The 23,542-nt window shown below is 72.8% G+C and carries 21 protein-coding genes; 14 read left to right on the top strand and 7 right to left on the bottom strand.

The features are described from left to right. Positions 1-20: 20 nt before the first annotated feature. Together ACIHAD_RS40580 and ACIHAD_RS40575 are read right to left on the bottom strand one after the other, a co-directional pair. Positions 21-761 (bottom strand): DUF4328 domain-containing protein, encoded by a 741-nt coding sequence (locus ACIHAD_RS40580; RefSeq protein WP_397360110.1) that lies wholly within the window; start codon positions 759-761, stop codon positions 21-23. A gap of 46 nt (positions 762-807) precedes the next feature. After that, positions 808-1,455, bottom strand: coding sequence for a response regulator (locus tag ACIHAD_RS40575; protein WP_397360109.1), 648 nt, complete (start codon positions 1,453-1,455; stop codon positions 808-810). A gap of 91 nt (positions 1,456-1,546) precedes the next feature. Here ACIHAD_RS40575 and ACIHAD_RS40570 point away from each other — a divergent pair, with 91 nt between their 5' ends. Both ACIHAD_RS40570 and ACIHAD_RS40565 read left to right on the top strand, forming a co-directional pair. Beyond that, positions 1,547-2,224 (top strand): ABC transporter ATP-binding protein, encoded by a 678-nt coding sequence (locus ACIHAD_RS40570; RefSeq protein ID WP_397360108.1) that lies wholly within the window; start codon positions 1,547-1,549, stop codon positions 2,222-2,224. Further along, positions 2,221-4,158 (top strand): FtsX-like permease family protein, encoded by a 1,938-nt coding sequence (locus tag ACIHAD_RS40565; protein WP_397360107.1) that lies wholly within the window; start codon positions 2,221-2,223, stop codon positions 4,156-4,158. The genes ACIHAD_RS40570 and ACIHAD_RS40565 overlap by 4 nt, the downstream gene beginning before the upstream one ends. A 4-nt stretch (positions 4,159-4,162) precedes the next feature. On the opposite strand, the gene ACIHAD_RS40560 is transcribed toward ACIHAD_RS40565, so the two are convergent. Continuing rightward, positions 4,163-5,164, bottom strand: coding sequence for an LLM class F420-dependent oxidoreductase (locus ACIHAD_RS40560; RefSeq protein ID WP_397360106.1), 1,002 nt, complete (start codon positions 5,162-5,164; stop codon positions 4,163-4,165). A 74-nt stretch (positions 5,165-5,238) separates the two neighbouring features. Here ACIHAD_RS40560 and ACIHAD_RS40555 point away from each other — a divergent pair, with 74 nt between their 5' ends. Continuing rightward, complete coding sequence (locus ACIHAD_RS40555) at positions 5,239-6,669, top strand: sulfatase (RefSeq protein WP_397360105.1); 1,431 nt, start codon at positions 5,239-5,241, stop codon at positions 6,667-6,669. Here ACIHAD_RS40555 and ACIHAD_RS40550 read toward each other — a convergent pair. Further along, positions 6,663-7,343: a FadR/GntR family transcriptional regulator gene (locus tag ACIHAD_RS40550; protein ID WP_397360104.1), complete on the bottom strand. Its 681-nt coding sequence runs from the start codon at positions 7,341-7,343 to the stop codon at positions 6,663-6,665. The genes ACIHAD_RS40555 and ACIHAD_RS40550 overlap by 7 nt on opposite strands. 84 nt (positions 7,344-7,427) lie before the next feature. Here ACIHAD_RS40550 and ACIHAD_RS40545 point away from each other — a divergent pair, with 84 nt between their 5' ends. Genes ACIHAD_RS40545 through ACIHAD_RS40535 form a run of 3 tightly spaced genes read left to right on the top strand, consistent with a single transcriptional unit; the run spans position 7,428 to position 10,127 of the window. Continuing rightward, complete coding sequence (locus ACIHAD_RS40545; protein WP_357705058.1) at positions 7,428-8,159, top strand: (Fe-S)-binding protein; 732 nt, start codon at positions 7,428-7,430, stop codon at positions 8,157-8,159. Further along, positions 8,156-9,553, top strand: coding sequence for a lactate utilization protein B (locus tag ACIHAD_RS40540; protein WP_397360103.1), 1,398 nt, complete (start codon positions 8,156-8,158; stop codon positions 9,551-9,553). The genes ACIHAD_RS40545 and ACIHAD_RS40540 overlap by 4 nt, the downstream gene beginning before the upstream one ends. After that, positions 9,540-10,127, top strand: coding sequence for a lactate utilization protein C (locus ACIHAD_RS40535; RefSeq protein WP_397360102.1), 588 nt, complete (start codon positions 9,540-9,542; stop codon positions 10,125-10,127). The genes ACIHAD_RS40540 and ACIHAD_RS40535 overlap by 14 nt, the downstream gene beginning before the upstream one ends. Positions 10,128-10,151: 24 nt before the next feature. On the opposite strand, the gene ACIHAD_RS40530 is transcribed toward ACIHAD_RS40535, so the two are convergent. Together ACIHAD_RS40530 and ACIHAD_RS40525 are read right to left on the bottom strand one after the other, a co-directional pair. Further along, positions 10,152-11,162, bottom strand: coding sequence for a Vms1/Ankzf1 family peptidyl-tRNA hydrolase (locus tag ACIHAD_RS40530; RefSeq protein WP_397360101.1), 1,011 nt, complete (start codon positions 11,160-11,162; stop codon positions 10,152-10,154). Between the two features lie 3 nt (positions 11,163-11,165). Beyond that, the gene (locus ACIHAD_RS40525) at positions 11,166-11,573 is read right to left on the bottom strand and encodes a DUF2795 domain-containing protein (protein WP_397360100.1); all 408 of its coding nucleotides are present in this window, start codon (positions 11,571-11,573) and stop codon (positions 11,166-11,168) included. A gap of 75 nt (positions 11,574-11,648) precedes the next feature. Here ACIHAD_RS40525 and ACIHAD_RS40520 point away from each other — a divergent pair, with 75 nt between their 5' ends. The 6 genes from ACIHAD_RS40520 (at position 11,649) to cobA (ending at position 18,366) form a co-directional block, all read left to right on the top strand. Beyond that, a complete protein-coding gene (locus tag ACIHAD_RS40520; RefSeq protein ID WP_397360099.1) occupies positions 11,649-12,752 on the top strand; it encodes a GNAT family N-acetyltransferase in 1,104 nt (367 codons plus the stop codon). Positions 12,753-12,833: 81 nt separating this feature from the next. Next, positions 12,834-14,009, top strand: a complete 1,176-nt coding sequence (locus tag ACIHAD_RS40515; protein WP_397360098.1) for a precorrin-6Y C5,15-methyltransferase (decarboxylating) subunit CbiT — start codon at positions 12,834-12,836, stop codon at positions 14,007-14,009. A 67-nt stretch (positions 14,010-14,076) separates the two neighbouring features. After that, entirely contained in the window at positions 14,077-14,922 is an 846-nt protein-coding gene (locus ACIHAD_RS40510) for a sirohydrochlorin chelatase (protein WP_397360097.1), read from the top strand. Positions 14,923-14,935: 13 nt separating this feature from the next. Next, positions 14,936-16,003, top strand: coding sequence for a nicotinate-nucleotide--dimethylbenzimidazole phosphoribosyltransferase (gene cobT / locus ACIHAD_RS40505; protein ID WP_397360096.1), 1,068 nt, complete (start codon positions 14,936-14,938; stop codon positions 16,001-16,003). Between the two features lie 37 nt (positions 16,004-16,040). Next, on the top strand, positions 16,041-17,054 hold the full coding sequence (speB, locus tag ACIHAD_RS40500) for an agmatinase (protein ID WP_397360095.1): 1,014 nt from the start codon (positions 16,041-16,043) through the stop codon (positions 17,052-17,054). Positions 17,055-17,133: 79 nt separating this feature from the next. Further along, a complete protein-coding gene (cobA, locus tag ACIHAD_RS40495) occupies positions 17,134-18,366 on the top strand; it encodes a uroporphyrinogen-III C-methyltransferase (RefSeq protein ID WP_397360094.1) in 1,233 nt (410 codons plus the stop codon). A 947-nt stretch (positions 18,367-19,313) separates the two neighbouring features. Here the strand turns inward: cobA and ACIHAD_RS40490 are convergent. After that, positions 19,314-19,952, bottom strand: coding sequence for a hypothetical protein (locus ACIHAD_RS40490; protein WP_397360093.1), 639 nt, complete (start codon positions 19,950-19,952; stop codon positions 19,314-19,316). 261 nt (positions 19,953-20,213) lie between these two features. Here ACIHAD_RS40490 and ACIHAD_RS40485 point away from each other — a divergent pair, with 261 nt between their 5' ends. Then, entirely contained in the window at positions 20,214-21,854 is a 1,641-nt protein-coding gene (locus tag ACIHAD_RS40485) for a GTPase (RefSeq protein ID WP_397360092.1), read from the top strand. Then, the gene (locus ACIHAD_RS40480; protein ID WP_397360091.1) at positions 21,851-23,476 is read left to right on the top strand and encodes a GTP-binding protein; all 1,626 of its coding nucleotides are present in this window, start codon (positions 21,851-21,853) and stop codon (positions 23,474-23,476) included. The genes ACIHAD_RS40485 and ACIHAD_RS40480 overlap by 4 nt, the downstream gene beginning before the upstream one ends. The last annotated feature ends 66 nt before the right edge of the window (positions 23,477-23,542 follow it).

Below are 23,542 nucleotides of genomic sequence, written 5' to 3'. Positions count from 1 at the left end.
CCCGCCGGGGCCCGCGGTCGCTAGCCGGTGTGGCCGAACGGGGTCGAGCCCTGGGCGGGCCGGGTGGTCAGCCGGGTCACGACCTCAGGGCCGGGCGCGGCCTCGGCGACCGCCTCGCGCAGCCGGCCGGCCACGTCGAGCCGCTGGACGCGGGTGACCTCGCGTACGGTGGCGGCGCACAGCAGGGCCGCCGCCACCGCGCCGCTCAGCTCCAGCAGCCCCACCCCGGTCAGCCCGTCGGAGGAGGACTCCAGCGGGAGGCGGACCGTGATCAGCGTCAGCATGGCCAGCCAGCTCAGCCACCACGCCGTCAGCAGCGCGAGCCACCGCCCGCGCCGCCCGGCCGGCGGCTTGGCCCGCCGCCACACGTCGTCGACCAGCAGCGCGGGCGCGACCAGGTTGACGACGGGGATCAGCCAGGCGGCCGCGACCGGCCCGGTGGGGCTGGAACGGTCCTTCACCTGGCGGGCGCGCACCAGCCAGGTGACGTAGGCGGCCGCGGCGGCGACGGAGGTGCCCGCGACCAGCATCATCAGCACCGCGAACATCGTCACCGCCCCCACGACCGCCTCGGCCTGCGCCCCCTGGGGACGGCCGCCGAACGCGGCGAGCTGGACGGCGAGATGACGGCCGCTGGACCGTTCGAAGACCACGAGGGCGCCCAGGGAGAGGACCTGCGCGGCAAGCGTCACGTAGACGGCCGAAGCTGCTTTGGTTGGCGGTGCCTGGGCGTAGCGCACGATGTTCTCCCCCCGGGCCATGCGCTGAGGTTCTGACTCACTTGTATCCCGTGAGCACCGCTGTTAATCAGCTCACCACGCCGGATTCCCACGCCCAAGCTGCGATTCCCACGCGATTGCGGACACCGAGTTTGGCCTGGATGCTGCCGAGGTGTGTTTTCACCGTCGACAGCGACACGAACAGCTCGGCGGCCACCTCCTGGTTGGTGCGTCCCCTGGCCACCAGGCGCACGACGTCCAGCTCGCGGTCGGTCAGCGGGCCGTTCGGCGGCTCGGCCGCCCGCCTGGGCTGGGTCAGGTGCTGCAACAGCCGTACGGTGACCGACGGCGACACCAGCGCGTCCCCGCCGGCGGCGGCCCTGACCGCCTCGATGAGCAGCGTGGGGCCGCTGTCCTTGAGCAGGAAGCCGGTGGCCCCGGCGCGCAGCGCGCCGTAGACGTACTCGTCGAGGTCGAAGGTGGTGACGATGACCACCCGCATCGGGTTCTCCACGCCCGGCCCGGACAGCACGCGGGTCACCTCCAGCCCGTCGAGCTTGGGCATCCTGATGTCGAGCAGGCACACGTCCGGCCGCAGCCGCCTGGCCTCGGCCACGGCCTCGGCGCCGTCGGCCACGGCGGCCACGACCTCCATGTCCGGTTGAGCGTCCAAGATCATTTGGAAGCCGGTGCGTACCAGCTGCTGGTCGTCGGCGATGAGAACCCGAATAGTCACGGCTCAACTCTAAGGATCAGCCGTTCGGCCGAGGCCGAAATGGACGCACGGCCGATCCGCCGGCACCCCCGGTCCCGGAAGGGTGGAGGCCATGAACGACGTGCTTGTTGGACGAGCCCTGGCCAAGCGGTTCGGGCAGACGGTCGCCCTGGGCGGCGTGGACATCACGGTACGGGCGGGAGAGGCCGTGGCCATCATGGGCCCGAGCGGTTCCGGCAAGTCGACCCTCCTCCACTGCCTGGCCGGGATCATGAAACCGGACGACGGCGAGGTCCACCTGCTGGGCCAGCGCATCGACGCGATGGGCGAGCGCCAGCGCAGCGCCCTGCGCCGCACCCGCTTCGGCTTCGTCTTCCAGTTCGGGCAGCTCCTGCCGGAGCTGCCCGCCGAGGAGAACGTGGCGCTCCCGCTCATGCTGGGCGGCGTGCCGCGCGCCCAGGCCGTACGGCAGGCCCGCGAGTGGTTCCCGCTGCTCGGCCTGCACCAGATGGAGGCCCGGCGGCCCGGCGAGCTGTCCGGCGGCCAGGCCCAGCGCGTGGCCATCGCCAGGGCGCTGGTGAGCAAGCCCGCCGTGGTCTTCGCCGACGAGCCGACCGGCGCGCTGGACCAGCAGACCGGCCAGGACACGATGCGCCTGCTCACCGAGGCGACCCGGCACAACGGGGCCTGCCTGATCGTCGTCACGCACGACCCCAACGTGGCCGCCTGGTGCGACCGCACGGTCGAGGTCCGCGACGGCCGCCTGCTCGCCCACGGGGTGACCGCGTGAACCTCGACCTGACCTGGCGGCTGCTCAAGGGCGGCGGGCGCAGGGGCATGCTGGGCACCTGGCTCACCTTCGGCGCGGTCGCGGTGGCCACGGCGCTGCTGCTGTTCGCCGTCGCCGCGAACGTCGCCTTCGACGCCAGGGCCGACCGCAGCGCCTGGCGCAACCCCGTGGCGGCCCAGAAGGACACGGCGGTCGCCGTCGAGGCGACCCGCTTCGACTACGTGGGGGACCAGGCGATCACCGTCGTCGACCTGGCCGCGCTCAAGCCGGGGGTGCCCGCCCCGCCCGGCATGCCGCGCTTCCCCGCCCCCGGCGAGGTGTGGTTGTCGCCCGCCCTGTCGGAGCTGGCCGCCCGGCTGCCCGCCGACCGGCTCGCCAAGCGCTACCCGGCGCCGAAGGGCGTGCTGGGCCCGGAGGCGCTGGTCCAGCCCGAGGAACTGGTCGCGGTCGTCGGCCACGCCCCGGACGCGCCCGCGATGACCGCCGAGCGCAGCGACGACTGGATCCTCGGCAAGCCGCCGGTCAAGGTCGCGACCCTGGCGGGCACGCCCAGCGAGGACGCCACGGCGTACCAGGTGCTGGCGCTGATCGCCAGCGTGCTCATGGTGGTGCCGCTGCTGGTGTTCGGCGGCGCGGCGGCCAGGCTCACCGTCGCCCGGCGCGACCAGCGGCTGGCCGCGCTCAGGCTGATCGGCGCGACGCCGGGCCAGGTGATCGGCATGACGGTGGCCGAGGCCGTGCTGGTGGCCTTCGCCGGGGCCCTGGCCGGGGCCGTCGCGTTCGGGGCGGCCGTGCCGCTGCTGGCGCGCATCCCGATCCAGGGCGGCACCTGGTTCGTCGCGGACCTGTTCCCGAACCTGCTGATCCTGGCCGGCGTCCTGGTCGCGGTGCCGCTGCTGGTCGGGCTGTCGGCGGTGGTCGGGCTGCGACGGGTCGTGGTCAGCCCGCTCGGCGTGGCCAAGCGGGAGACGCCGCCGGGCATGCGATTCGTCCGCGTCCTCGCGCTGCTCGCGGTGCTGGCCGCGTTCCCGATGCTCACCAGGGGGACCAGCGTGGCGATCGTGGCCGTGGCGATCGGGCTGGCGTTCCTGTGCCTGAACCTGGCCGGCCCGTGGGTGGTCGGCCTCATCGGCAAGGTCGCGGCCGGGACCGCGCGCCGTCCCGCACGGCTGCTGGCGGCCCGCAGGCTGGTGGACGATCCCCGCTCGGCCTGGCGGACCGTCAGCGGCGTGGCCCTGACCGGCTTCGTGGCCGGGTTCCTCGGCCTGCTCAGCCCCGGCGCGTTCGGCGGGGACGCCGGGCCCGCCCAGCTCAGCATCGCGGCGCCGGTGGGCGAGGTGGCGAAGGTGGCCGGCCAGGCCCGCGACCGGCTCGGGCAGGCGGGCATCACGGCCACGGTGAAGACCTCCAAGCACACCGTGGTCGCGGCCCTCGGCAGCGGCGCCGACGACGCCGTGGTCGACCGGGCGCGCACCGCGCTGAGCGACCTCGTGCCGGGGCACAGCCCGACGACGAAGACCGACGACCAGCGCTTCGGCCTGCAGATCCTCGCCGACGTGCGCGTGGGCACGATCGTGGTGCTGTCGGTGTCGTTCCTGGTGGCGATCGCCAGCGCGGGGATCACCGCGGCGTCGTCGGTGCTGGACCGGCGGCAGACGTACGCGCTGCTGCGGCTGGCGGGCACGCCCCTGGAGGTCCTGGACCGTGCCCGGCGGGCCGAGACGCTGATCCCGATGGCCGTGATGGGCGGCGGCGCGATCCTGGTGGGCGCGTTCTGCGCGGTGCCCTTCATGATCGGCGGGATCAGCACGACCGGGGTGGTCACGCTGCTGGTCTGCGTGGCCGCCGGCTTCGCGGGCGTGATCGGCGCGGGCGCGCTGAGCAGGCCGCTGCTGCGCTCGGTGACCGACGACCCGGCGCCGCGCCCGGACTAGCCGCTCAGCCGAGCACGAGGTCGCGGACCGTGCGCAGCGACCGCTCGTCGCGCGGTCCCATGACCAGCAGGCTGGTCACCGGGCTCTTGTGCCACAGGTCGAGCCGTTCCCTGATCCGGCCGGGCGGGCCGACGAGCGAGATGCCGTCGGCCAGCTCGTCGGGGATCGCCCGGAACGCCTCGTCCTTGCGGCCGGCCAGGTAGAGGGCCTGGATGTGCTCGGCGGCCGCGGCGAAGCCCATGCGGCCGATGATGTCGGCGTGGAAGTTGCGCTGCTTGGCGCCCATGCCGCCGATGTAGAGCGTGAGCATCATCTTGACGCCGTCGAGGGCGGCCCTGACGTCGTCGGAGATGACGACCATCACCATGGCGGCGATCTCGAAGCCGGGGCTCCGGGCCGCCAGCGCGTCGCCGTACATCTCCTCGATCTTGCCGGGGAAGGCGAACAGCGGCAGCCAGCCCTGCGCGATCTCGGCGGCCAGGGCGACGTTCTTCGGCCCCTCCGCGCCGAGGTAGACGGGGATGTCGGGGCGCAGCGGGTGGGTGATGAGCTTGAGCGGCTTGCCCAGGCCGCCCGCCAGGGGGAGCGGGTAGTGCTCGCCGTCGCTGGTCACGGGCTCCTCGCGGCGCCACACGCGGCGCATGATCTCGACGTACTCGCGGGTCCTGGCCAGGGGGCGGGCGAACGGCTGCCCGTACCAGCCCTCCACCACCTGCGGGCCGGAGGCGCCGATGCCGAGCAGCAGCCGGCCGCCGGTCAGGTGGTCGAGCGTCATCGCGGTCATCGCGGTCGTGACCGGCGGGCGGGCCGAGATCTGCGCCACCGACGTGCCCAGCTTGATCCGGCTCGTACGCGCGCCGTACCAGGCCAGCGGCGTGAACACGTCGCTGCCGTACGCCTCGGCGGTCCACACCGAGTCGTAGCCGAGGCGTTCGGCGGCGAGGACGGTCTCCGTGGCGTCGTCGGCGCCGCGCTGCCAGTAGCCGAGGTTCAGGCCGAGCTTCATACGCACCTCCGGAATAAAGTTCCATTACCGGCGCCGCAGTGTCAATGCGTGATCCTCCGGGGAGATCAGACATTGTGCTCAAGAGTCTCTGCCGTCTCTTCTGCCTGCTGCTCCTGCTCTCGCCGGCGGCCGAGCCGACGATGGCCGTGAGTGCCGCGCGGCCGAACATCGTGTTCGTGATGGCCGACGACCTGGAGAGCGGCATGCTGCCCTACTTCCCGGCCATCACCGCGGAGCTGGTCGCCAAGGGCGCCTCGTTCGACCGCTTCTTCGTGACGAACTCCTGGTGCTGCCCTTCGCGCACGTCGATCCTGCGCTCCCAGTACGTCCACAGCCATGGTGTCCTGACCAACACCGCCCCCGAAGGGGGGTTCGACCGCTTCCACTCGCTCGATCTGGAACGTTCCACGATCGGCACGTGGATGCAGCAGGCCGGCTACCGCACCGCGCTGATGGGCAAGTTCCTCAACCACTATCCCGGCGCGACCGCCGACGCCGCGTACGTGCCGCCCGGCTGGGACGAATGGGACGTCCCGGTCCGCAAGCTCTACGAGGAGTACGGCTACCGCCTCAACGAGAACGGCGACCTGTACGACTACGGCTGGTCGGAGCAGGACTACCTGTCCGACGTGCTGGCCGCCAAGGCGAGCGACTTCATCACCGGCGCCGACGATCCGTTCTTCCTCTACCTGACGCCCATCGGCCCGCACAACCCGGCCAACCCGGCGGTCCGGCACGTCGCCGACCTCCCCGAGGTCGCCGCGCCGCGCACGCCGTCGTTCAACCAGGCCGACGTGAGCAAGGAGCCGCTGTGGCTGCGCTCCCTGCCCGCGCTGACGCAGGAGGACATCGACCGGGTCGACGAGCGCCACCGCAGGAGGCTGCGGTCGATGCTGGGCGTGGACGACCTGGTCCGGTCGGTGATCGAGACGTTGCGCGCGTCGGGCAAGCTCGACAACACCTACATCATCTTCACCTCCGACAACGGCTTCCATCTCGGCACGCATCGGCTCACCCAGGGCAAGACGACGCCGTTCGAGGAGGCGATCAAGGTCCCGTTCGTGGTGCGCGGGCCGGGGATCAAGCCCGGGTCCACGATCGGTCAGCTCGGCGCGACCGTCGACATCGCGCCGACGATCGCCGGGCTGGGCGGGGCCGCCGTGCCGTCGTTCACCGAGGGGCGCTCGCTGGTGCCGCTGCTGCACGGCAGCCCGCCCGCCCAATGGCGCAAGAACGTGCTGGTCGAGTTCAACAGGCCGGTCAACCGGTCGTCGGGGGCCCAGACGCCGGTGCCCTCGTACCAGGCGCTGCGCACCGACCGCTACACCTACGTCAGGTACGACACGGGGGAGCGGCAGCTCTACGACCTGACCGCCGATCCGTACCAGCTCGACAACCTCGCGGCCACCGCCGATCCGGCGCTGCTGCTCGGTCTCGACGCCCGGCTCCAGGCGATGCGGGCCTGCTCCGGCGCCGGGTGCCGGGAGGCCGACGTGCGTCAGTGACCGGGGAACAGGGCGGGGTAGGCGTGCGCCAGGTGGTCGGTGACCGCCCGCTGGGCCTCGTCCGGGTCGCCCGCCGCGATGGCCGCGCGGATGCGCTCGTGGTCGGCGCGCAGCACGGACGGGTCGCCGAGGCGTTCGACCGCCTCTATGGCGTTCCTGCGCATCGCGTCCCGGAGTGAGCGCATGATGGCGGCGATGAGCCGGTTGCCCGAGGCGTCCGCGATCGCGCAGTGGAAGGCCGTGTCGTGCTCCACGAACTCCTCGGCCGTGCCCGCCCGGTCCATGCCCTCGATCGCGACGGCCAGCGCCGCGGTGCCGGCCCGGGTCGCCGCCGCGTGCGCGGCCGACCAGCGCTCGATCATCAGCCGGGCGTCCACGACCTCGCGCGGCTCCAGGGTGGCCAGGCCCAGGTTGAGCCGGAGCAGGTCGGTCAGCGTCGTGTCGGGCCGCGAGGTCAGCACGGCCCCCGCGTCCGGCCCCCGTCCCACCTGCGAGGACACCACGCCCAGGGTCTCCAGGACGCGCAGCGCCTCGCGTACGGACGAGCGGCCGACGCCCAGTTGCTCGGCGAGCTGCCGCTCGCCCGGCAGCCGGTCGCCGACGGTCAGGCCGTCCTCGGCGATGCGCCGTTCGATCTGGGCGAGCACGTCCTCGAACGCCCGCGTGCGTTTCACCGATGCCTCCCCGGTGCTGGCCCGGAACAGTGTGGTTAGGTATGGTCTGACCATACAGTGGTCGGACCATTCGTTGGGAGAGTCGTGCGAGTCGCCCTGTTCATCACCTGCGTGAACGACACGCTCTTCCCGGGCACCGGCAAGGCCGTCGTGTCGCTGCTGCGCAGGCTGGGCTGTGACGTGGACTTCCCCGTCGCCCAGACGTGCTGCGGGCAGATGCACGTCAACACCGGTTACCGGGCGGAGGGCGTGCGGCTGGCCAGGAAGTTCACCGAGGTGTTCGCCGGGTACGACGCCGTCGTGGCGCCGTCCGGGTCGTGCGCGGCCATGGTGCGCGAGCAGTACCCGAAGCTGGTGCGGCCGGGCAGCAGGGGCGCGGCGGCCGTGGCCGAGGTCGTGCCCAAGGTGTACGAGCTGAGCGAGTTCCTGCTCGACGTGCTGAAAGTCGACGACGTTGGCGCATATTTCCCGCACCGGGTGACATATCACCCGACATGCCATTCGCTGCGCGGGCTGCACCTGGGCGACCGGCCCACCCGGCTGCTGCGGAAGGTCCGAGGTCTGGAGCTCGTGCCGCTGCCCGGCGCGGAGGAGTGCTGCGGCTTCGGCGGCACGTTCGCGGTCAAGAACCCGGCGGTGTCGGCCGCCATGGGCGCCGACAAGGTGCGCGGCATCCTCGACACGGGCGCCGAGGTGATCTGCGCGGCCGACAACTCGTGCCTGATGCACATCGGCGGCACCCTGAGCCGCCAGAAGACGGGAGTCAGGACGATGCACCTGGCGGAGATCCTCGCAGCCACGGAAGAGACCCCATGAGCGCGACATTCCTCGGCATGCCCGGAAATTTCCCGAAAAATGCGGCGAAAGCCGTGGAGGACTCGCAACTCCGGTACAACCTCAGGAAAGCCACCCACACCATTCGCGGCAAGCGCGCCGGCGTCGTCGGCGAGCTGCCCGACTGGGCCGAGCTGCGCGCCGCCGGCAAGGCCGTCAAGGATCACACGCTCCGCCACCTCGACCGCTACCTGCTCCAGCTTGAGGAGGCCGTCCGGCGGGCGGGCGGCACCGTCCACTGGGCCAGGGACGCCGACGAGGCCAACCGCATCGTCGGCGACCTGGTCGCGGCCACCGGCGAGAGCGAGGTGGTCAAGGTCAAGTCGATGGCCACCCAGGAGATCGGGCTCAACGAGGCGCTGGCCCGGCGCGGGATCACCGCGTACGAGACGGACCTGGCCGAGCTGATCGTGCAGCTCGGGGACGACTTCCCCAGCCACATCCTGGTCCCCGCGATCCACCGCAACAGGTCGGAGATCCGCGAGATCTTCCTCGACCACATGCCCGGCGCGCCCGCCGGCCTCACCGACGAGCCGGCCGCCCTGGCCGAGGCCGCCCGGCTCCACCTGCGCGAACGCTTCCTCAAGAGCAAGGTCGCCGTCTCCGGCGCCAACTTCATGATCGCCGAGACCGGCACGCTGGTCGTGCTGGAGTCGGAGGGCAACGGCCGCATGTGCCTGACCCTCCCCGAGACGCTCATCAGCGTCGTCGGCATCGAGAAGCTCCTGCCGTCCTGGCGGGATCTGGAGGTCTTCCTCCAGCTTCTTCCGCGCAGCTCCACAGGTGAGCGGATGAACCCGTACACCAGCACGTGGACCGGCGCCACCGAGGGCCAGGACTTCCACCTGGTGCTGCTCGACAACGGCCGCACCGACGTGCTCGCCGACGAGGTCGGCCGCCAGGCGCTGCGCTGCATCCGCTGCTCGGCCTGCCTGAACGTGTGCCCGGTCTACGAACGCGCGGGCGGCCACGCGTACGGCTCGGTCTATCCCGGGCCGATCGGGGCCATCCTCACCCCGCAGCTCAGGGGCATGTCCTCGGAGCTGGACGCCTCGCTGCCGTTCGCCTCCAGCCTGTGCGGGGCCTGCCTGGAGGTCTGCCCGGTGGCCATCGACATCCCGGAGGTGCTGGTGGACCTGCGTGCCAAGGCGCCGCACGCGGCGGCCGAGCGCGCGGGCATGAAGGTCGCCGGCTGGGTGCTGGGCGACCAGGCCCGGCTGGCCAGGGCGCAGCGGCTGGCCGCCCGGCTGCGCCGGCTGGTGCCCAGGCGGCGGCTCCCCGGCCCGCTGTCGGCCTGGACCGACACCCGGGACGTGCCGGAAATTCCGCAAGAATCCTTCAGAGACTGGTGGGAGCGTGACGATGGGCGCGCGTGAGGAGATCCTGGCCAAGGTCAGGAAGGCGGTCGCGGGTGCGCCCGAGGTGGAGGTCGCCCGGCACTACCGGACCCGCCCGCAGGTGGACGACGTGGTGGACCTGTTCGCCGAGCGGGTGCGCGACTACCGGGCCGTCGTGCACGTGCTCCCCGACGCGCAGGTGCCCGGCAAGCTGGCCGAGCTGGCCGAGGGCCGCCGCATGATCGTCCCGGACGGCTTCGCCTGGGCGGCGCCGAGCAGCCCGGAGGCCGGGACCGACCGCCGCTGGGACACCCTGGACGCCGCCGACGGGGTGATCACCGCCTGCGCGGTGGCCGTCGCCGAGACCGGGACCATCGTCCTCGACCACGGGCCCGGCCAGGGCGCCAGGGCGCAGACGCTGGTCCCCGACCACCACGTGTGCGTGGTGCGCGCCGACCAGATCGTGGCGGGCGTGCCCGAGGCGGTGGCCAGGCTCGACCCGGCCCGCCCGCTCACCTGGATCAGCGGCCCGTCGGCGACCAGCGACATCGAGCTGAACCGGGTCGAGGGCGTGCACGGCCCCAGGACGCTCGAAGTGATCATCAGCACCTGAGCACGGCCGCCACGTCGCGGACCGTCAGTACCTGAGCACGGCCGCCACGTCGCGGACGTCGTCGGTGAACCACAGCTCGGCGTCCGTCATGGCGGCGGCCCTGACCACGGCCGAGTCCGCGCGCTCCTCGACGGGCTGCTCCACGCCCCAGCGCCGCAGCTCGCCCTGGTCGGTGTCGAGCTGGGTGCCGCCGTCGCCGGTCCACACGTTCCTGTCGAGCGGGCCGGGCATGAGCACCGCGTGCACCCTGCCCTCGCGCAGGGCGTGCGCGACCTGGGACAGGCCCGCCGGGCCCGAGGACTCGCGGTGGCGGTCGAGCAGCTCGGCGCGGCGGCGGTCGAGCCAGTCGTCCAGCGCGCGCTCGACGTCCTCCTCGAACTGGCCGTGGTCGGAGCGGCTGCCGTGCTCGACCATCATCACCCGGTCGGCGGACTTGGTGCTGAGGTGTTGCAGCAGGTAGGAGCGCGACTTCGGCTCACCGGCCACGATGATCAGCTCGGCGCCGATCCTGCGGACCTGCTCGTCGATCTCGCGGGCGACGGCGACGGCGTTCTTCTCCCACGTCTCCTCGGCGCCCCGCTCGTACCGCTTCTGCGACCAGCCGCCCTGGGCGGTCTTCTGCAGCGGCCAGTTCGCCGCCTCCACGGTGGTCGTGCGCGGCGCGCCGCCGCCGAACACCGACAGCTCGGCCCCGGCGTGGTCCACGATGACCCGCAGGTGCGGCACGTTCTCGCCGCGCTGCATCAGCATCGGCGTGACGTGCGGCAGCGGCGAGACGGTCGCCAGCTCGTACGGCGCCCGCGCCAGCGGCTCGGCCAGCACCACGGCGCCGTGCGTGGCGAACAGCGCCTGGCCGGGGGCCGGCCGGCTCGCGGCCACCTCCAGGGCGTCGATGGTGGCGGGGTCGGTGCCGTCGAGCTGGTCACGCACGCTGTGCCAGTGAGTCTCCCGCTGCGGCTCGGTGAGCGCGCCCAGATAGACCGAGGCGTACGGGCCGCGACGCTCGTACAGCGGCCGGATGAAGTCGAGACGCACCGGTCACCACCTCCGCTCTTCCAGGCCGAGACCGAGGGCCTTGGCCACGTCGGCGATGTTCACAAAGCGGCGGTCGGGAAGGGATTGCACCATGTCGGCCACCTGGTCCGGCGCGTCCACGTCCTCGGCGTGCTGGAGCAGATCCTCCTTGGACGCGGGCCAAGGAGTGTCGCTGAGCCATTTGGCCAGATCGCTGCGGATGTCGACGCCGCGCTGGGTGATGCCCTGGGGGGTGCCGGGCTCGTGTCCTGGGGGGTACGACTGCAATGACTCCTCGCCGGGCCCGGGCATGGACTCGGTCTCCTTCCACTCCTCGGCGTGCGTGCTGCCGCCACCGCGGACCATGCCCTCGGTCTCGTGCTTCTGCTGATCGTCCAGGCGCGGACCGTGCTTGTCGCTCCCACGTTCCATAGTTCCCTCACTCCTCTCGATCGGCCCCTACCCCCGCTTTCGTGGGCAAACATCGTGGGTGTGTAGGGTGCGCACGTGTTCGATCCCGATGCGCGCATAGCCGCCGGACGGCTCGTGCTGCGGCCGTTCGGTCCCCGTGACGCCGATCGTGTGCGGTCCGTGATCGAGTCCGCGGCCGGGTCCGCGGCCGGGCCCGGGGAGCGTTTCCTCCCGCCGGGCGCGCCCGCCCACGCCTCCGGCGTCGGACAGTGGCTCGCGCACGGCGTGCACGAGCTGTACCGCTCGCAGCAGGGCCTGCACCTGGCCATGACCGAGGCCGACGACCGCGTCGTGGGCGCCATCAGCCTGTTCAGGACCTCGTGGACGGCGGGCACGACCGAGGTCGGTTACGGCGTCCACCCGCTGTACCGGGGCCGCGGGTACGCGACCGAGGCCGTACGCGCCCTGACCGCCTGGGTGTTCGCCACCACCACCCTGCGCAGGGTGGACCTGACCGCGAACCTGGACAACCCGGCCTCCCTGCGTGTCGCGTTCAAAGCGGGCTTCACCTGGGAAGGCGTGCTGCGCGCCGCCGTGCTGGAGGAGGACGGCCCGCACGACCTGGTCGTCCTCGGCCTGCTGCGCGAGGACTCGGGCGAGCCCGCGCCCGCCCTGCCGAAGGCCGAGCTGCGCACGCCCCGGCTGCTGCTCAGGCAGCCCACCCTCGCCGACGTCCCCGACCTGGCCGCCACCGGCGCCGACCCGCTCACCCAGGCCAGGACCGGCGTGCCCCGCGACTACACCGAGGACCACGCCCGCGGCTTCATCGACATCTCCGAACGGATGCGGATGAGGGGCGCGGGCATCGCGTTCGCCGCGGAGGAGTTCACGACCACCCGTTTCGTGGCCAACGTGGACCTCAGGGACCTCGACTGGCACAACCGTACGGCCGAGGTCGGCTACATGACCGCGCCCTGGGCCCGCGGCCGGGGCTTCGCGGGCGAGGCCGTGACCGGCATCGCCCGCTGGCTGTTCGAGCGCCACGGCTTCCGCCGGCTGCAGCTCCGGGCGGCGGTGTCGAACCCGGCCTCCCAGCGCGTGGCGGACAAGGCCGGCTTCACCCGCGAGGGCGTGGCCCGCGCCGCGCTCGGCGGCGAGGACCTGGTCGTCTACAGCCTCCTCCCGTCCGACCTGGCCTGAGGGCACGGCGGACTGGCCCCGCCGGCCCATGGTGAAACCCGGCGTGAACCGTCACCCTGGGGATGAGGACGGTGAGGCTGAATGATCACGGTTGTCGGCTGGGACGGGGTCGAGCTGCCGGCCAGGGCCGCGGGCAGGCTGCGTGAGGCGGAGCTCGTCGTGGGCCCCGCCGCCATTCTCGGCCGGCTCGGGGTCGAAGGACGGGCCGCGAACGACGGCGACCTGCTCCAGGCCCTCGACGGCCACCTCGAACAGGGCCGGGGCCCGGCCGTCGTGGTCGCCGAGGGCGATCCCGGCTTCTTCGGAGTCGTCCGCACGTTACGGGCGCACGGCCTCCAGCCGGACGTGCTCCCGGCCACCTCGCTGATCAGCCGCGCCTTCGCCTGCGCCGGGCTCAACTGGGAGGACGCCCTCGTCGTCGCCCCCTCCGGCCCCGCCCAGCTCGCCCGCGTGGTGAACGCCTGCCGCGCCCACCCCAAGGTCGCGCTGCTCGTCGCGCCCGGCGTCGGCCCCGCCGAGATCGCCAGGGAGCTGGCGCCGACCACGCCGCGCGCCCTGATCGTCTGCGAGGACCTCGGCGGCCCGGAAGAGCGCGTCACCCACAGCCGCATGGGCGAGGCCACCACCCGGCCATGGAAGGACCCCGACGTGGTCCTCGTCGTCGACCCGCTGCACCGGCCCGGACAGCCCGGCTGGCTGGCCGGGGCGCAGCCGGGCCCGCCGGAGTGGGCGCTGCCGTCCGGGAAGGGGCTGCCCGCCGAGGTGCGGGCGTTCGTCCTGGCCAAGCTCGGTCCCCGGCTCGGCGACCTGGTCTGGGACGTCGGCGCGGGCGAGGGCGAGATCGCCGTCGAGTGCGCCAGACTGGGCGCGGCCGTCGTGGCGGTCGAACGCGACCAGTCCGCCTGCGCCCGCCTGCGTTCCAACGTGCTGGCCCACGGCGTCAAGGTGGCCCTGACCAGGGGACAGGCGCCGGCCGCGCTCGAACCGCTGCCCGACCCCGACGCCGTCTTCGTCGGCGGCGGCGGCGCCGACGTGCTCGCGGCCTGCGCCGCCCGCGGCCCCCGCGCGCTGGTGTGCGCGCTCGGCACGGTCGAGCGGGCCGTGGCCGTGCTCGCCCAGCTGCGCGAGCACGGCTACCGCGGCGAGGGCACGCGGATCCAGGCGTCCGGGCTGACGCTCGGCGCCGACGGGTCCCACCGCCTGACCTCCGCGGACCCCGTCTTCGTCGTGCACGCCAGGCCCGTGCACGCAGCGTGACCTGTCCCCCACAGGCACGTATCGGTTATCCTCGCGTGACTTTGTCTACGCACCGGAGAACCTCTCAATGAAGCCGCCGCTCCTGCTGATCGGGCAGGGCTCGAACGATGACGCCTACGCCGCGGAGTTCGGCAGGTTCGTACACCGGCTCCGCTGCCGCCTCGACCGGACGGCCGTCGACGTCTCCGGCGGCTATCTGGAACGCGCCACGCCGCGGCTGAGCGACTCCGTGGCGTCCCTGATGGCGCGCGGCCACCACCGTCTCGTCGCGCTGCCGCTCAGTCTCAGCAGGGTGGGGGAGGAGTTCCCCGCCGCGATGGCGCTCGAACAGCAGCGCCACCCCACCCTCATGTACGACTACGGCCGTCCGCTCGGCCCCGACCCGCGCGTGCTGGCGCTGCTGGCCGACCGGCTCGGCGAGGCCGCCGCCGAGATGGCCAGGCCGCGCCCCCTGGAACTGGTCGGCGCCCGTCCCCGGCTGCGCGCCGTCGACACGCTGGCCATCGACGACGTCCCCGGGCAGGTCGAGCCGGGCGAGACGGCGGTCGTTCTGGTCGGCGAGGGCTCGACCGACGCCGCCGCCAACGCCGAGGTCCACCGGGTGTCGCGGCTGTTCTGGGAGACGCACGCCTACGACTACATGACCGTCGAGACCGCGTTCGTCTCGGTGACGCCGCCCGGCGTGCCCGGCGGGCTCGAACGTTGCCGACGGCTGGGCGCCAAGCGTGTGATCGTGGTGCCGTACCTGCTGTTCGCGGGCGGTCTGCTGGAGCGCGTGTGGGCGCAGGCCCTGGCGTACGGCGCGGGCCACCCCGACCTCGACATCCGCTGCGCCGAGGTGATCGGCGACTGCGAGACGCTGGCCGACGTCGTGATCGACCGCTACGAGGAAGCGCTCCAGCTCGTTCACTAAGTGGAGGTGTCCCGTGCTCGCCGAGACCCTGGCAGCCATCCGTCCCGCCGACCCCCAGGCGCTCGCCGACGCCCGTGCCCATCAGGACCGGCTCACCAAGCCGCGCGGCGCGCTCGGGGCTCTGGAGGAGGTGGCCGTACGCCTGGCGGGCGCCGCCGGAGTGTGCCCGCCACCCGTGCCCGAGCCGGCCGCCCTGGCCATCTTCGCGGCCGACCACGGCGTGCACGCGCGCGGCGTCAGCCCGTGGCCGCAGGAGGTCACCACGCAGATGGTGGCCAACTTCCTGGCCGGAGGCGCGGTCGCCAACGCCTTCGCCGCCCAGGTGGGCGCGTCCGTGACGGTGGTGGACGTCGGCGTCGCCGCCGACCTGCCCGACGCCCCCGCCCTGGTCAAGCGCAAGGTCGCGTACGGCACCGCCGACCTGTCCCGCGGCCCCGCCATGAGCGTCGACCAGGCCGTCAGGGCGCTGGAGACGGGCATCGCGGTGGCCCAGGAGCTGATCGGCAAGGGCGCCCGCTGCCTGATCACCGGCGACATGGGCATCGCCAACACCACCGCCTCCGCCGCGCTGATCTCCGTGTTCACCGGTAAGGACCCGGCCGAGGTGACCGGCAGGGGCACCGGGATCGACGACGCGACGTACGCGCACAAGGTGGACATCGTCCGCGAGGCGCTGCGCGTGAACGACCTGCCCGGCGGCACCGGGCCGAGCGACGCCCTGCGCGCGCTGGCCGCCGTGGGCGGGTTCGAGCACGCGGCCATCGCGGGCTTCGTGCTGTGCGGCGCGGCGAACCGGGTGCCGGTGATCCTCGACGGCGTCATCGCCGGCTCCGCCGCCCTGGCCGCCGCCGCGCTCGACCCCCACGTCAGCGGTCACTGCGTGGCCGGGCACCGCTCGGCCGAGCCCGGCCACGCCGCCGCGCTCGACCACCTCGGGCTGCGCCCTCTGGTGGACCTGGAGCTGCGGCTCGGCGAGGGCACCGGCGGCCTGCTCGCGCATCCGCTGGTGTGCGCGGCCGTACGGGTGATGCACGACGTGGCGACGTTCGACTCGGCGGGGGTCTCCGAAAAGCCCGTGTGATGATGGGGGACACGCGAGACAGCACGTGAGGTGAGCAGTGTCCCGGTACGGTCCCATGTTCGGCCCCGACATCACGTTCCTCGGCGTCGAACGCTGCGACGTCGCCGACCCGGCCAGCTACGCCGGCGCCGACGTCGTGATCATCGGCGCCCCCTTCGACGGGGGCACGTCCAACCGGCCGGGCGCCAGGTTCGGGCCGATGGCGCTGCGCCAGACCTGCTACCTGCCGCACAACGGGTCCCGTCCGAGCCTGGCCCTGCGCGTCGACGCCCTGCGCGACCTGCGGGTGCTCGACGCGGGCGACGTCGAGTGCTACTCCGGCGACGTCGAGGGCTCGCTGGCCGCCATCGAGGACGCGGTGCACAGGATCGCCTCCTCCGGGGCCGTGCCCGTGGTGCTCGGCGGCGACCACACCGTCGCGCTGCCGGACGCCCGGGGCACCGCCAGGGCGTACGAGCCGGGCCGCACCTCGATGATCCACTTCGACGCGCACGCCGACACCGGCGACATCGAGTTCGGCCACCTGCACGGACACGGCCAGCCGATGCGGCGGCTCATCGAGTCCGGGGCCGTCCGGGGCGACAGGTTCCTGCAGATCGGGCTGCGCGGCTACTGGCCCGAGCCCGAGACGCTCGACTGGATGGCGGCCCAGCGCATGCGCTCGTACGAGATGACCGAGATCGTGACGCGCGGGCTGGAGGAGTGCCTGACGGAGTCGTTCGGGATCGCGCTCGACGAGTGCGACCAGGTCTTCCTGTCCGTGGACATCGACGTCTGCGACCCCGGGCACGCCCCCGGCACCGGCACGCCCGAGCCCGGGGGCCTGTCGGCCAGGCAGCTCCTCGACGCCGTGCGCAGGATCTGCTACGAGCTGCCCGTGGCCGGGATGGAGGTGGTCGAGGTCTCGCCGCCGTACGATCACGCCGACATCACCGCGTTCCTCGGGAACCGCGTTATTCTTGAGGCACTCTCGGCCATGGCCAGACGCCGCAAGGACGCTAAGGGCGGGCCACGCTGGGACCCGTCGCAGCCTCTTCTTGACGGCCGTTGAGCCATGCGCAGCGAACGACGCACGGTGAGCCGGTAGGTTTACCTCCGAACACAACCTTCGCGAACGGGAGATTCCCCCCATGGGTCCCTACCTCCTCGGCCTGCGGCTTTCCGGCCGCCGGGTCCTCGTCGTAGGCGGCGGCCGTGTCGCCCAGCGGCGTGTTCCCGCGCTGCTAGAGGCCGGTGCGGAGGTCACCGTCGTGTCGCCGGGCGTCACGCCGGCCCTCGACGACCTGATCGCGTCGGGCCGGGTGACCTGGCACGCGCGGCCGTACGAGGTCGGCGACTGCGACGGCGCCTGGCTCGTGCAGGCGTGCACCGACGACAGGTCCGTCAACACCGCGGTCGCCGCCGAGGCGGAGGCCAAGCGGGTGTGGTGCGTGCGCGCCGACGACAAAGACGCCTCCGCCGCCTGGACCCCCGCCTCCGGCCGGGTCGACGAGATCAGCGTGGCCGTCACCGCGGGCGGCGACCCGCGCAGGGCCGCGGGCATCCGCGACGCGGTCGTCGACGCGTTGCGCGACGGCACGGTCGACGCCCGCCGCAACCGCACCAAGCCCGTCGGCGTGGCCCTGGTCGGCGGAGGTCCCGGCGATCCGGGCCTGATCACCGTGCGCGGGCGGCAGCTCCTCGCCCAGGCCGACGTGGTGATCGCCGACCGGCTCGCACCCCGGGCGCTGCTCGACGAGCTCGCCCCCGACGTCGAGCTGATCGACGCCGCCAAGGTGCCCTATGGCAGGTCGCTGTCCCAGGAGAAGATCAACGAGCTGCTGGTCGACCGGGCGAGGCAGGGCAGGTTCGTCGTCCGGCTCAAGGGCGGCGACCCGTTCGTGTTCGGGCGCGGCGGCGAGGAGATGATCGCCTGCGCGCGGGCCGGCATCCCCGTGCTCGTCGTACCCGGCATCACCAGCGCCGTCGCGGTCCCGGCCGCGGCCGGGGTGCCGGTGACGCATCGCGGGGTGAGCCAGGAGTTCCACGTCATCTCCGTGCACGTCGCGCCCGACCACCCGGCCTCCACCGTCGACTGGCCCGGCCTGGCCCGTTCCCAGGGCACGCTGGTGCTGATGATGGCCGTCGAGCGGCTGCCGAAGGTGGCCGAGGCGCTGCTTCGAGACGGACGTGCGCCGGAGACTCCCGTAATGGTGGTACAGGACGGTACCCTTCCGACCCAGCGGGCGGTAATCGCACCGCTTTCCACCGTGGCCGACCGCGTGTCCGCGGCTGGGATACGGCCTCCGGCGATCGTCATCGTCGGCGACGTCGTGCGGGTCGGCCAGGAGGTCGAGATGGTTCGAGCGGAGCGCTTGCCGTGAACACCGCCATGGATGACGGGCGGCACGAGTCGCTGGGGGAGCAGACGTTGAGCTTTCGCCCGGTGACCGACGACGACCTGCCCGACCCCCGAAACCCCACCCCGAAGCCCCCCGAGGCCCCCTCCGCCCCACCCCCGCCGCCCCTTCCCGACCGGTCCCCGTCCTCCTCGGGCTTGCCGTCGCGTTCTCCCGCCGACCGGTCTACGTCCACTTCGGGCTTGCCGAGGCGTGCCTCCGCCGACCGGTCTACGTCCTCTTCAGGCTTGCCGAGGCGTGCCTCGGCCGAACGCTCCTCCTTCCCCTCCTCCTCCGACGAGCCGTCATCCTCCGCCGGCCGGCCCTCGCTCTTCCAGCGCCCGCCGCGCGCCGACGAGCCCGCCGCCCCACGGCACCCCTCCACGCCGCAGCAGGCGTCGGCACCTCAGGAGCCCGCCACGCCGCAGGAGCCCGCAGCGCCGCAACGGCCCTTCACCAGTACGGAGCCCGGCCCGTCCACGGGCCCCAGCCTCTTCACCCCGGCTCGCCCCGCTGACCGGCCCAGCCTGTTCACCCCGGCGCGCCCCGCCGCCCCGCGTGAGGGGAACGACCCGCGTGAGGGGAACGACCCGCGTGAGGGGAACGACCCGCGTGAGGGGAACGACCCGCGTGAGGGGAACGACCCGCGCCCGAGGCCGCCCGCCTTCTGGGAACGTGCCGCCCAGGAACCGGCTGCCGCCTCCCACCAGCCCCCCTTCGCCGAACCGACCCCGGACGCGGAGCCCGGCCCGGCGTCCGCGCCCTCGAACACCAACGCGGACAACTCCCAAGCCACGCCCGCAGACATCGACCCCGGGCACGCCCCGGCCGACGCAGCTCCTGGCGCCGACGACGCCCCCGCCGACGACGCCCCCGTGGACGACGCTGCCCTCGACACACACCCCGAAGCGACACCCGACGAGCCCAAGCCCTCACAACCGGCCTCGCACGACGAGACGGACCCCACAGGCGACGCCCGCCCGCCCCACACGGACGCCCCTCTTCCCCCCGTCGCCACCGCCCCTGACGCGGTCACCTCCGCCGCTTCCAGCTCCGATGCAATCACAGACGAGACGGATCCCACCGTCGAGGCAGACGGCATCCACTCCAACGTGAACGCCGCTTCTGACGCCGACTCCGACCTCGACAACCGCCCCGACACCGAGACCGCTCCCGACGCCGAGGCGATCGACCTCGTAGACGAGGAAGCAGACTCCGTTCCCGAAGCCGAGGTGGCGCTCTCTGCGGAAGGCGAGGGCGACCCAGCTGAGGCGATCGACGCTGATGACAACCACGGCGTCCCCGACGACAACCATGGCGACCGCGAGGACAACCCCGCCGACGTCGAACCTGGCGACACTGCCACCAACGGGGCCACCGAAGGTGCCGCCGGCTTTGACGCCTTCTCCGCGGTCTCCGATGTCGCCGCTTACGCCGACTACCCCACCGACCCGGGAGACCTGGCCGAAGAGGAGATCGGCTCCGAGGCCGACACAGACGACGTCGCGGTCCCCGGTGGCACCGATGAGGGCGGACTGGGTGCGGACGGCCGTGCCGATGCCGTTGATCACAGCATTGACGACAGCGGTGAGGGAGGTCCCGACGCAGGCACGGCTGTCCACGCAGACGCTGCGCACGCGGATGCCGACCCCGCCGGGGACACGGATGCCGGAACCGATGCGGATGCAGTAGCCGTCTCCGACGCGGACACGGATGCCGACGCGGACACGGATCGCGACGCGGACACGGATGGCGGCGCCGATGCGGACGCCGTACCGGAGCCGGAGGACTCGCAGGGCGAGCTCGCGGAAGGAGGGCAGCGGGTCGAGGAGTTGCCCGCCGAGGTCGTCGAGGCCATGACGGCGGCGCTGAGCGCGTTGCGCGAAAGCGTGTACGACCTGCGCTTCAGCCTCGACCTGCCGGGAGCCGAGGAGGCCAGGCAGGCGCGGGCCGACCTGCTCGCCCAGTTGGAGAACTACGTCCTGCCCCGGGTGCGTACCAACACCGCCCCCGCGCTGATCGTGATCGCGGGCTCCACCGGCGCGGGCAAGTCCACCCTGGTCAACTCCCTGGCCGAGCGGAACATCTCCCGCACCGGAGTGCGCCGCCCGACCACCGGCACCCCCATCCTGGCCTGCCACCCCGACGACAAGAAGTGGTTCGCCGAGGGCGAGCTGCTCGGCGGTCTCGAACGGCTCGACAGGCCGTCGCCCGACAGCGGCACGGACGGTCTGGTCGTCGTGTCGACCGAGAAGCTCCCGCAGGGCGTCGCGCTGCTCGACACCCCCGACATCGACTCGGTCGTCGAGGAGCACCACGAGATCGCGCACCGCATGCTCGACGCCGCCGACCTGTGGATCTTCGTGACCACCGCCGCCCGCTACGCCGACGCCCCCGCCTGGAGCCTCCTGCGGCTGGCCAAGGAGCGCGGCGCCCGCCTGGCCATCGTGTTGTCGCGGGTGCAGCCACGCTCGGCCGACGTCGTGCTCAAGCACTTCGTCCGCATGTTGACCGAATACGGGCTGGGCGACATCGACCGGTTCGTGATTCACGAGGCGACGGTGACCGACGGCAGGTTGCCCGACAGCGAGGTCACCGACCTGCGACTCTGGCTGGCCGAGCTCTCGGTCGACGAGGCGCGCCGCGCGCAGGCCGTGCAGGAGACCCTGAACGGCGTGCTCAACAGCTTCCGCACCCGCGTGCCCGCGCTGGCCAGGCACCTGGAGGGCCAGGCGGCGTTCCGGGCCGAGCTGCGCAGCGACGTGGAGGCCGCCTACCTGGGCGCGCTGGCCGAGATCGACAAGGCGTCCAAGAACGGCTCGCTGCTGCACGGCGAGGTGCTGGCCCGCTGGCAGGACTTCGCGGGCTCGGGCGACCTCATGCGCTCGCTGCAGTTCGGCAAGGGCGGCAAGGCGGGCAGACAGACGCCCGAGCGGGTGCTGGCGTTCAAGTCGGCGATCCGGGCCGGGCTGGAGTCGGTGATCGTCGCCGCGGCCAACCGCGCCGCCGAGGAGGTGGTCGCGCGCTGGCGGCACCGTTCCGAGCTGAGCGCCAAGCTCGTCGAGGGGCTGGACCGCCCGTCGGACAACCTCCTGCGGCACGCCGGGCGCGCCATCGCGTCCTGGCAGGATCACCTGAACGAGCTCGTACGCACCGAGGGCGTGACCAAGCGCTCGGTGTCCAAGCTCGTCTCGTTCGATCCCGACGCGCTCTCCCTGATCTTCACGGTCGCCATGTTCAGCGGCGGCGACGGGTCGGGCGTCCCGCATCGGCTCGTGAACGCGCTGCTCGGCGCGGAGTCGCTGCGCGGCATCGGCTCAAAGGCGCTCAGTGACCTTCGAGCCAGGATAGGCATGCTGTTCGACGAGGAATCCATGCGTTACGTACACGCTCTCGACTCTGCGGGCATCCCGGACGAGTCCGTCGCTACCCGCCTCTACCAGGCGACGTACAACCTTGAGGTCGCCCGATGACGACGACCACGCCCCCGAGGGCGGGGCTCGCGCCGAGGCTGTCCGCGCTCAACCAGCTGGTGGAGCTCGGCCCGGGACGGCTCGACCAGAAGCTGCTCACCGAGGCCGGCGCGCTGCTGACACGGGCCGGCGACCGGCTCAAGCTGTCGTCCGAGCACACCGTGGTCGCCCTCGCGGGCGGCACGGGAAGCGGCAAGTCGTCCCTGTTCAACGCCATTTCGGGGCTTGAGCTGTCGCCCACGGGCGTACGCCGCCCGACGACGGCCCGTACCCATGCCTGCGTGTGGGGGCTGGAGGGCTCGGCGCCGCTGCTCGACTGGCTGCAGATCCAGCCGCGCCACCGCTTCTCCCGGACCAGCGCGCTCGACAAGGGCGACAGCCAGCTCCATGGGCTGATCCTGCTCGACCTGCCCGACCACGACTCCATCCGGGCGCTCAGCGACAACGAGGCCGACCGGCTCATCGGGCTGGCCGACCTGGTGGTGTGGGTGCTCGACCCGCAGAAGTACGCCGACGCCTCCACGCACCGCCGCTACGTCACCGAGCTGGCCGGACACGACGCGGTCACCGTGTTCGCGCTCAACCAGGCCGACAAGCTCTCCGCGGCGGAGCTGGCCGAGCTGGTCATCGACCTCAACGACCTGCTGCGCAGGGAAGGCGTCGAGCATCCCAGCGTCGTGCCCACCTCGGCCGTCACCGGGCGCGGCGTCGAGAGCCTCAAGAGCGTGATCGCGACCTCCGTCGGCCGTCGCCGCGCCGCCATCCAGAAGCTGGAGGCCGACCTCCAGCGGGTGGAGCAGCGGCTCGGCGAGGCGATGCCGCTCGGCGACGCGCTGCTCGTGCCGTCATCGGTCGACGAGGCTCGCAGGATGGGCCTCACCGACGCGCTCTGCGACGCGATCGGCGTCCCCGCCGTCGGCGAGGCCATGGAGAACGTCTACGCCGAGCGTTCCAGCCAGTGGGTCGGCTGGCCGTATCCGCGGTGGTTCGCCAAGTTCCGTCCGGATCCGTTGAAGAGCCTGCGCCTCCAGGACGTCGGCGACGAGATCCGCGGCATCACGACCGGTTCGGTGAGCGCGCAGTCCGCCGAGGTGGCCAACGCCGTGCAGGCGCTCACCGACGGGTTGTCGGCCGGGATGGACCCGGTGTGGCGTACCGCGGTGCAGAAGGCCGCGCGCTCGCACGCGTCCCGGCTGCCGAAGGCGCTGACCGAGGAGCTCACGGAGGTGGCGCCGCGCCTCGACCGGGTGCCCGGCTGGTGGCGGCTGCTCAAGGTGTGGCAGTACCTGCTGGTGGTGGCGTTCGTGGCCGGAGTGGTGTGGCTGGTGGCCGGGCTCACCGTGCCCAGGCAACTGCCCGCGGCCCTGCAACTGGTCGGCGACGGCGCGGCGTTGCCCTGGGTGGCACTCATGATCGCCTCCGTGCTCGGGTTGGGCGCATTGTCCGGCATCGCCTCGCGCAACTTCGTGGAGCTGGGGGCCTCGCGCGAGCGGGAACGGCTGGAGCGGGAGATGCGCCGCCGGGTGGCGGCGGTGTCGGCGACGATGGTGGTGGAGCCGGTCGAACGCGAACTCGGCCGTCACCACGCCTTCTACACGGCCCTCCGCGACCTCTCAGGCTGACACCCTCTTCTCGTACGGGCCTTCGCGCGCGGTCGTCATCCACAGGCGTCTTCCCCTGCCGTCCCC

The sequence above is a fragment of the Nonomuraea sp. NPDC052265 genome, assembly GCF_044547985.1.
In the GTDB taxonomy this organism is placed as follows: domain Bacteria; phylum Actinomycetota; class Actinomycetes; order Streptosporangiales; family Streptosporangiaceae; genus Nonomuraea.
Note: the sequence above shows the minus strand (reverse complement) of the source record. Positions and strands in the feature narration are given on the sequence as shown.

Coding starts and splice junctions, on each gene's coding strand:
- cobA (WP_397360094.1), top strand. CDS start 17,134: ATGGGTCCCTACCTCCTCGGCCTGCGGCTTTCCGGCCGCCGGGTCCTC.
- ACIHAD_RS40560 (WP_397360106.1), bottom strand. CDS start 5,164: ATGAAGCTCGGCCTGAACCTCGGCTACTGGCAGCGCGGCGCCGACGAC.
- ACIHAD_RS40515 (WP_397360098.1), top strand. CDS start 12,834: ATGATCACGGTTGTCGGCTGGGACGGGGTCGAGCTGCCGGCCAGGGCC.
- ACIHAD_RS40510 (WP_397360097.1), top strand. CDS start 14,077: ATGAAGCCGCCGCTCCTGCTGATCGGGCAGGGCTCGAACGATGACGCC.
- ACIHAD_RS40525 (WP_397360100.1), bottom strand. CDS start 11,573: ATGGAACGTGGGAGCGACAAGCACGGTCCGCGCCTGGACGATCAGCAG.
- ACIHAD_RS40535 (WP_397360102.1), top strand. CDS start 9,540: ATGGGCGCGCGTGAGGAGATCCTGGCCAAGGTCAGGAAGGCGGTCGCG.
- ACIHAD_RS40580 (WP_397360110.1), bottom strand. CDS start 761: ATGGCCCGGGGGGAGAACATCGTGCGCTACGCCCAGGCACCGCCAACC.
- ACIHAD_RS40540 (WP_397360103.1), top strand. CDS start 8,156: ATGAGCGCGACATTCCTCGGCATGCCCGGAAATTTCCCGAAAAATGCG.
- ACIHAD_RS40480 (WP_397360091.1), top strand. CDS start 21,851: ATGACGACGACCACGCCCCCGAGGGCGGGGCTCGCGCCGAGGCTGTCC.
- ACIHAD_RS40570 (WP_397360108.1), top strand. CDS start 1,547: ATGAACGACGTGCTTGTTGGACGAGCCCTGGCCAAGCGGTTCGGGCAG.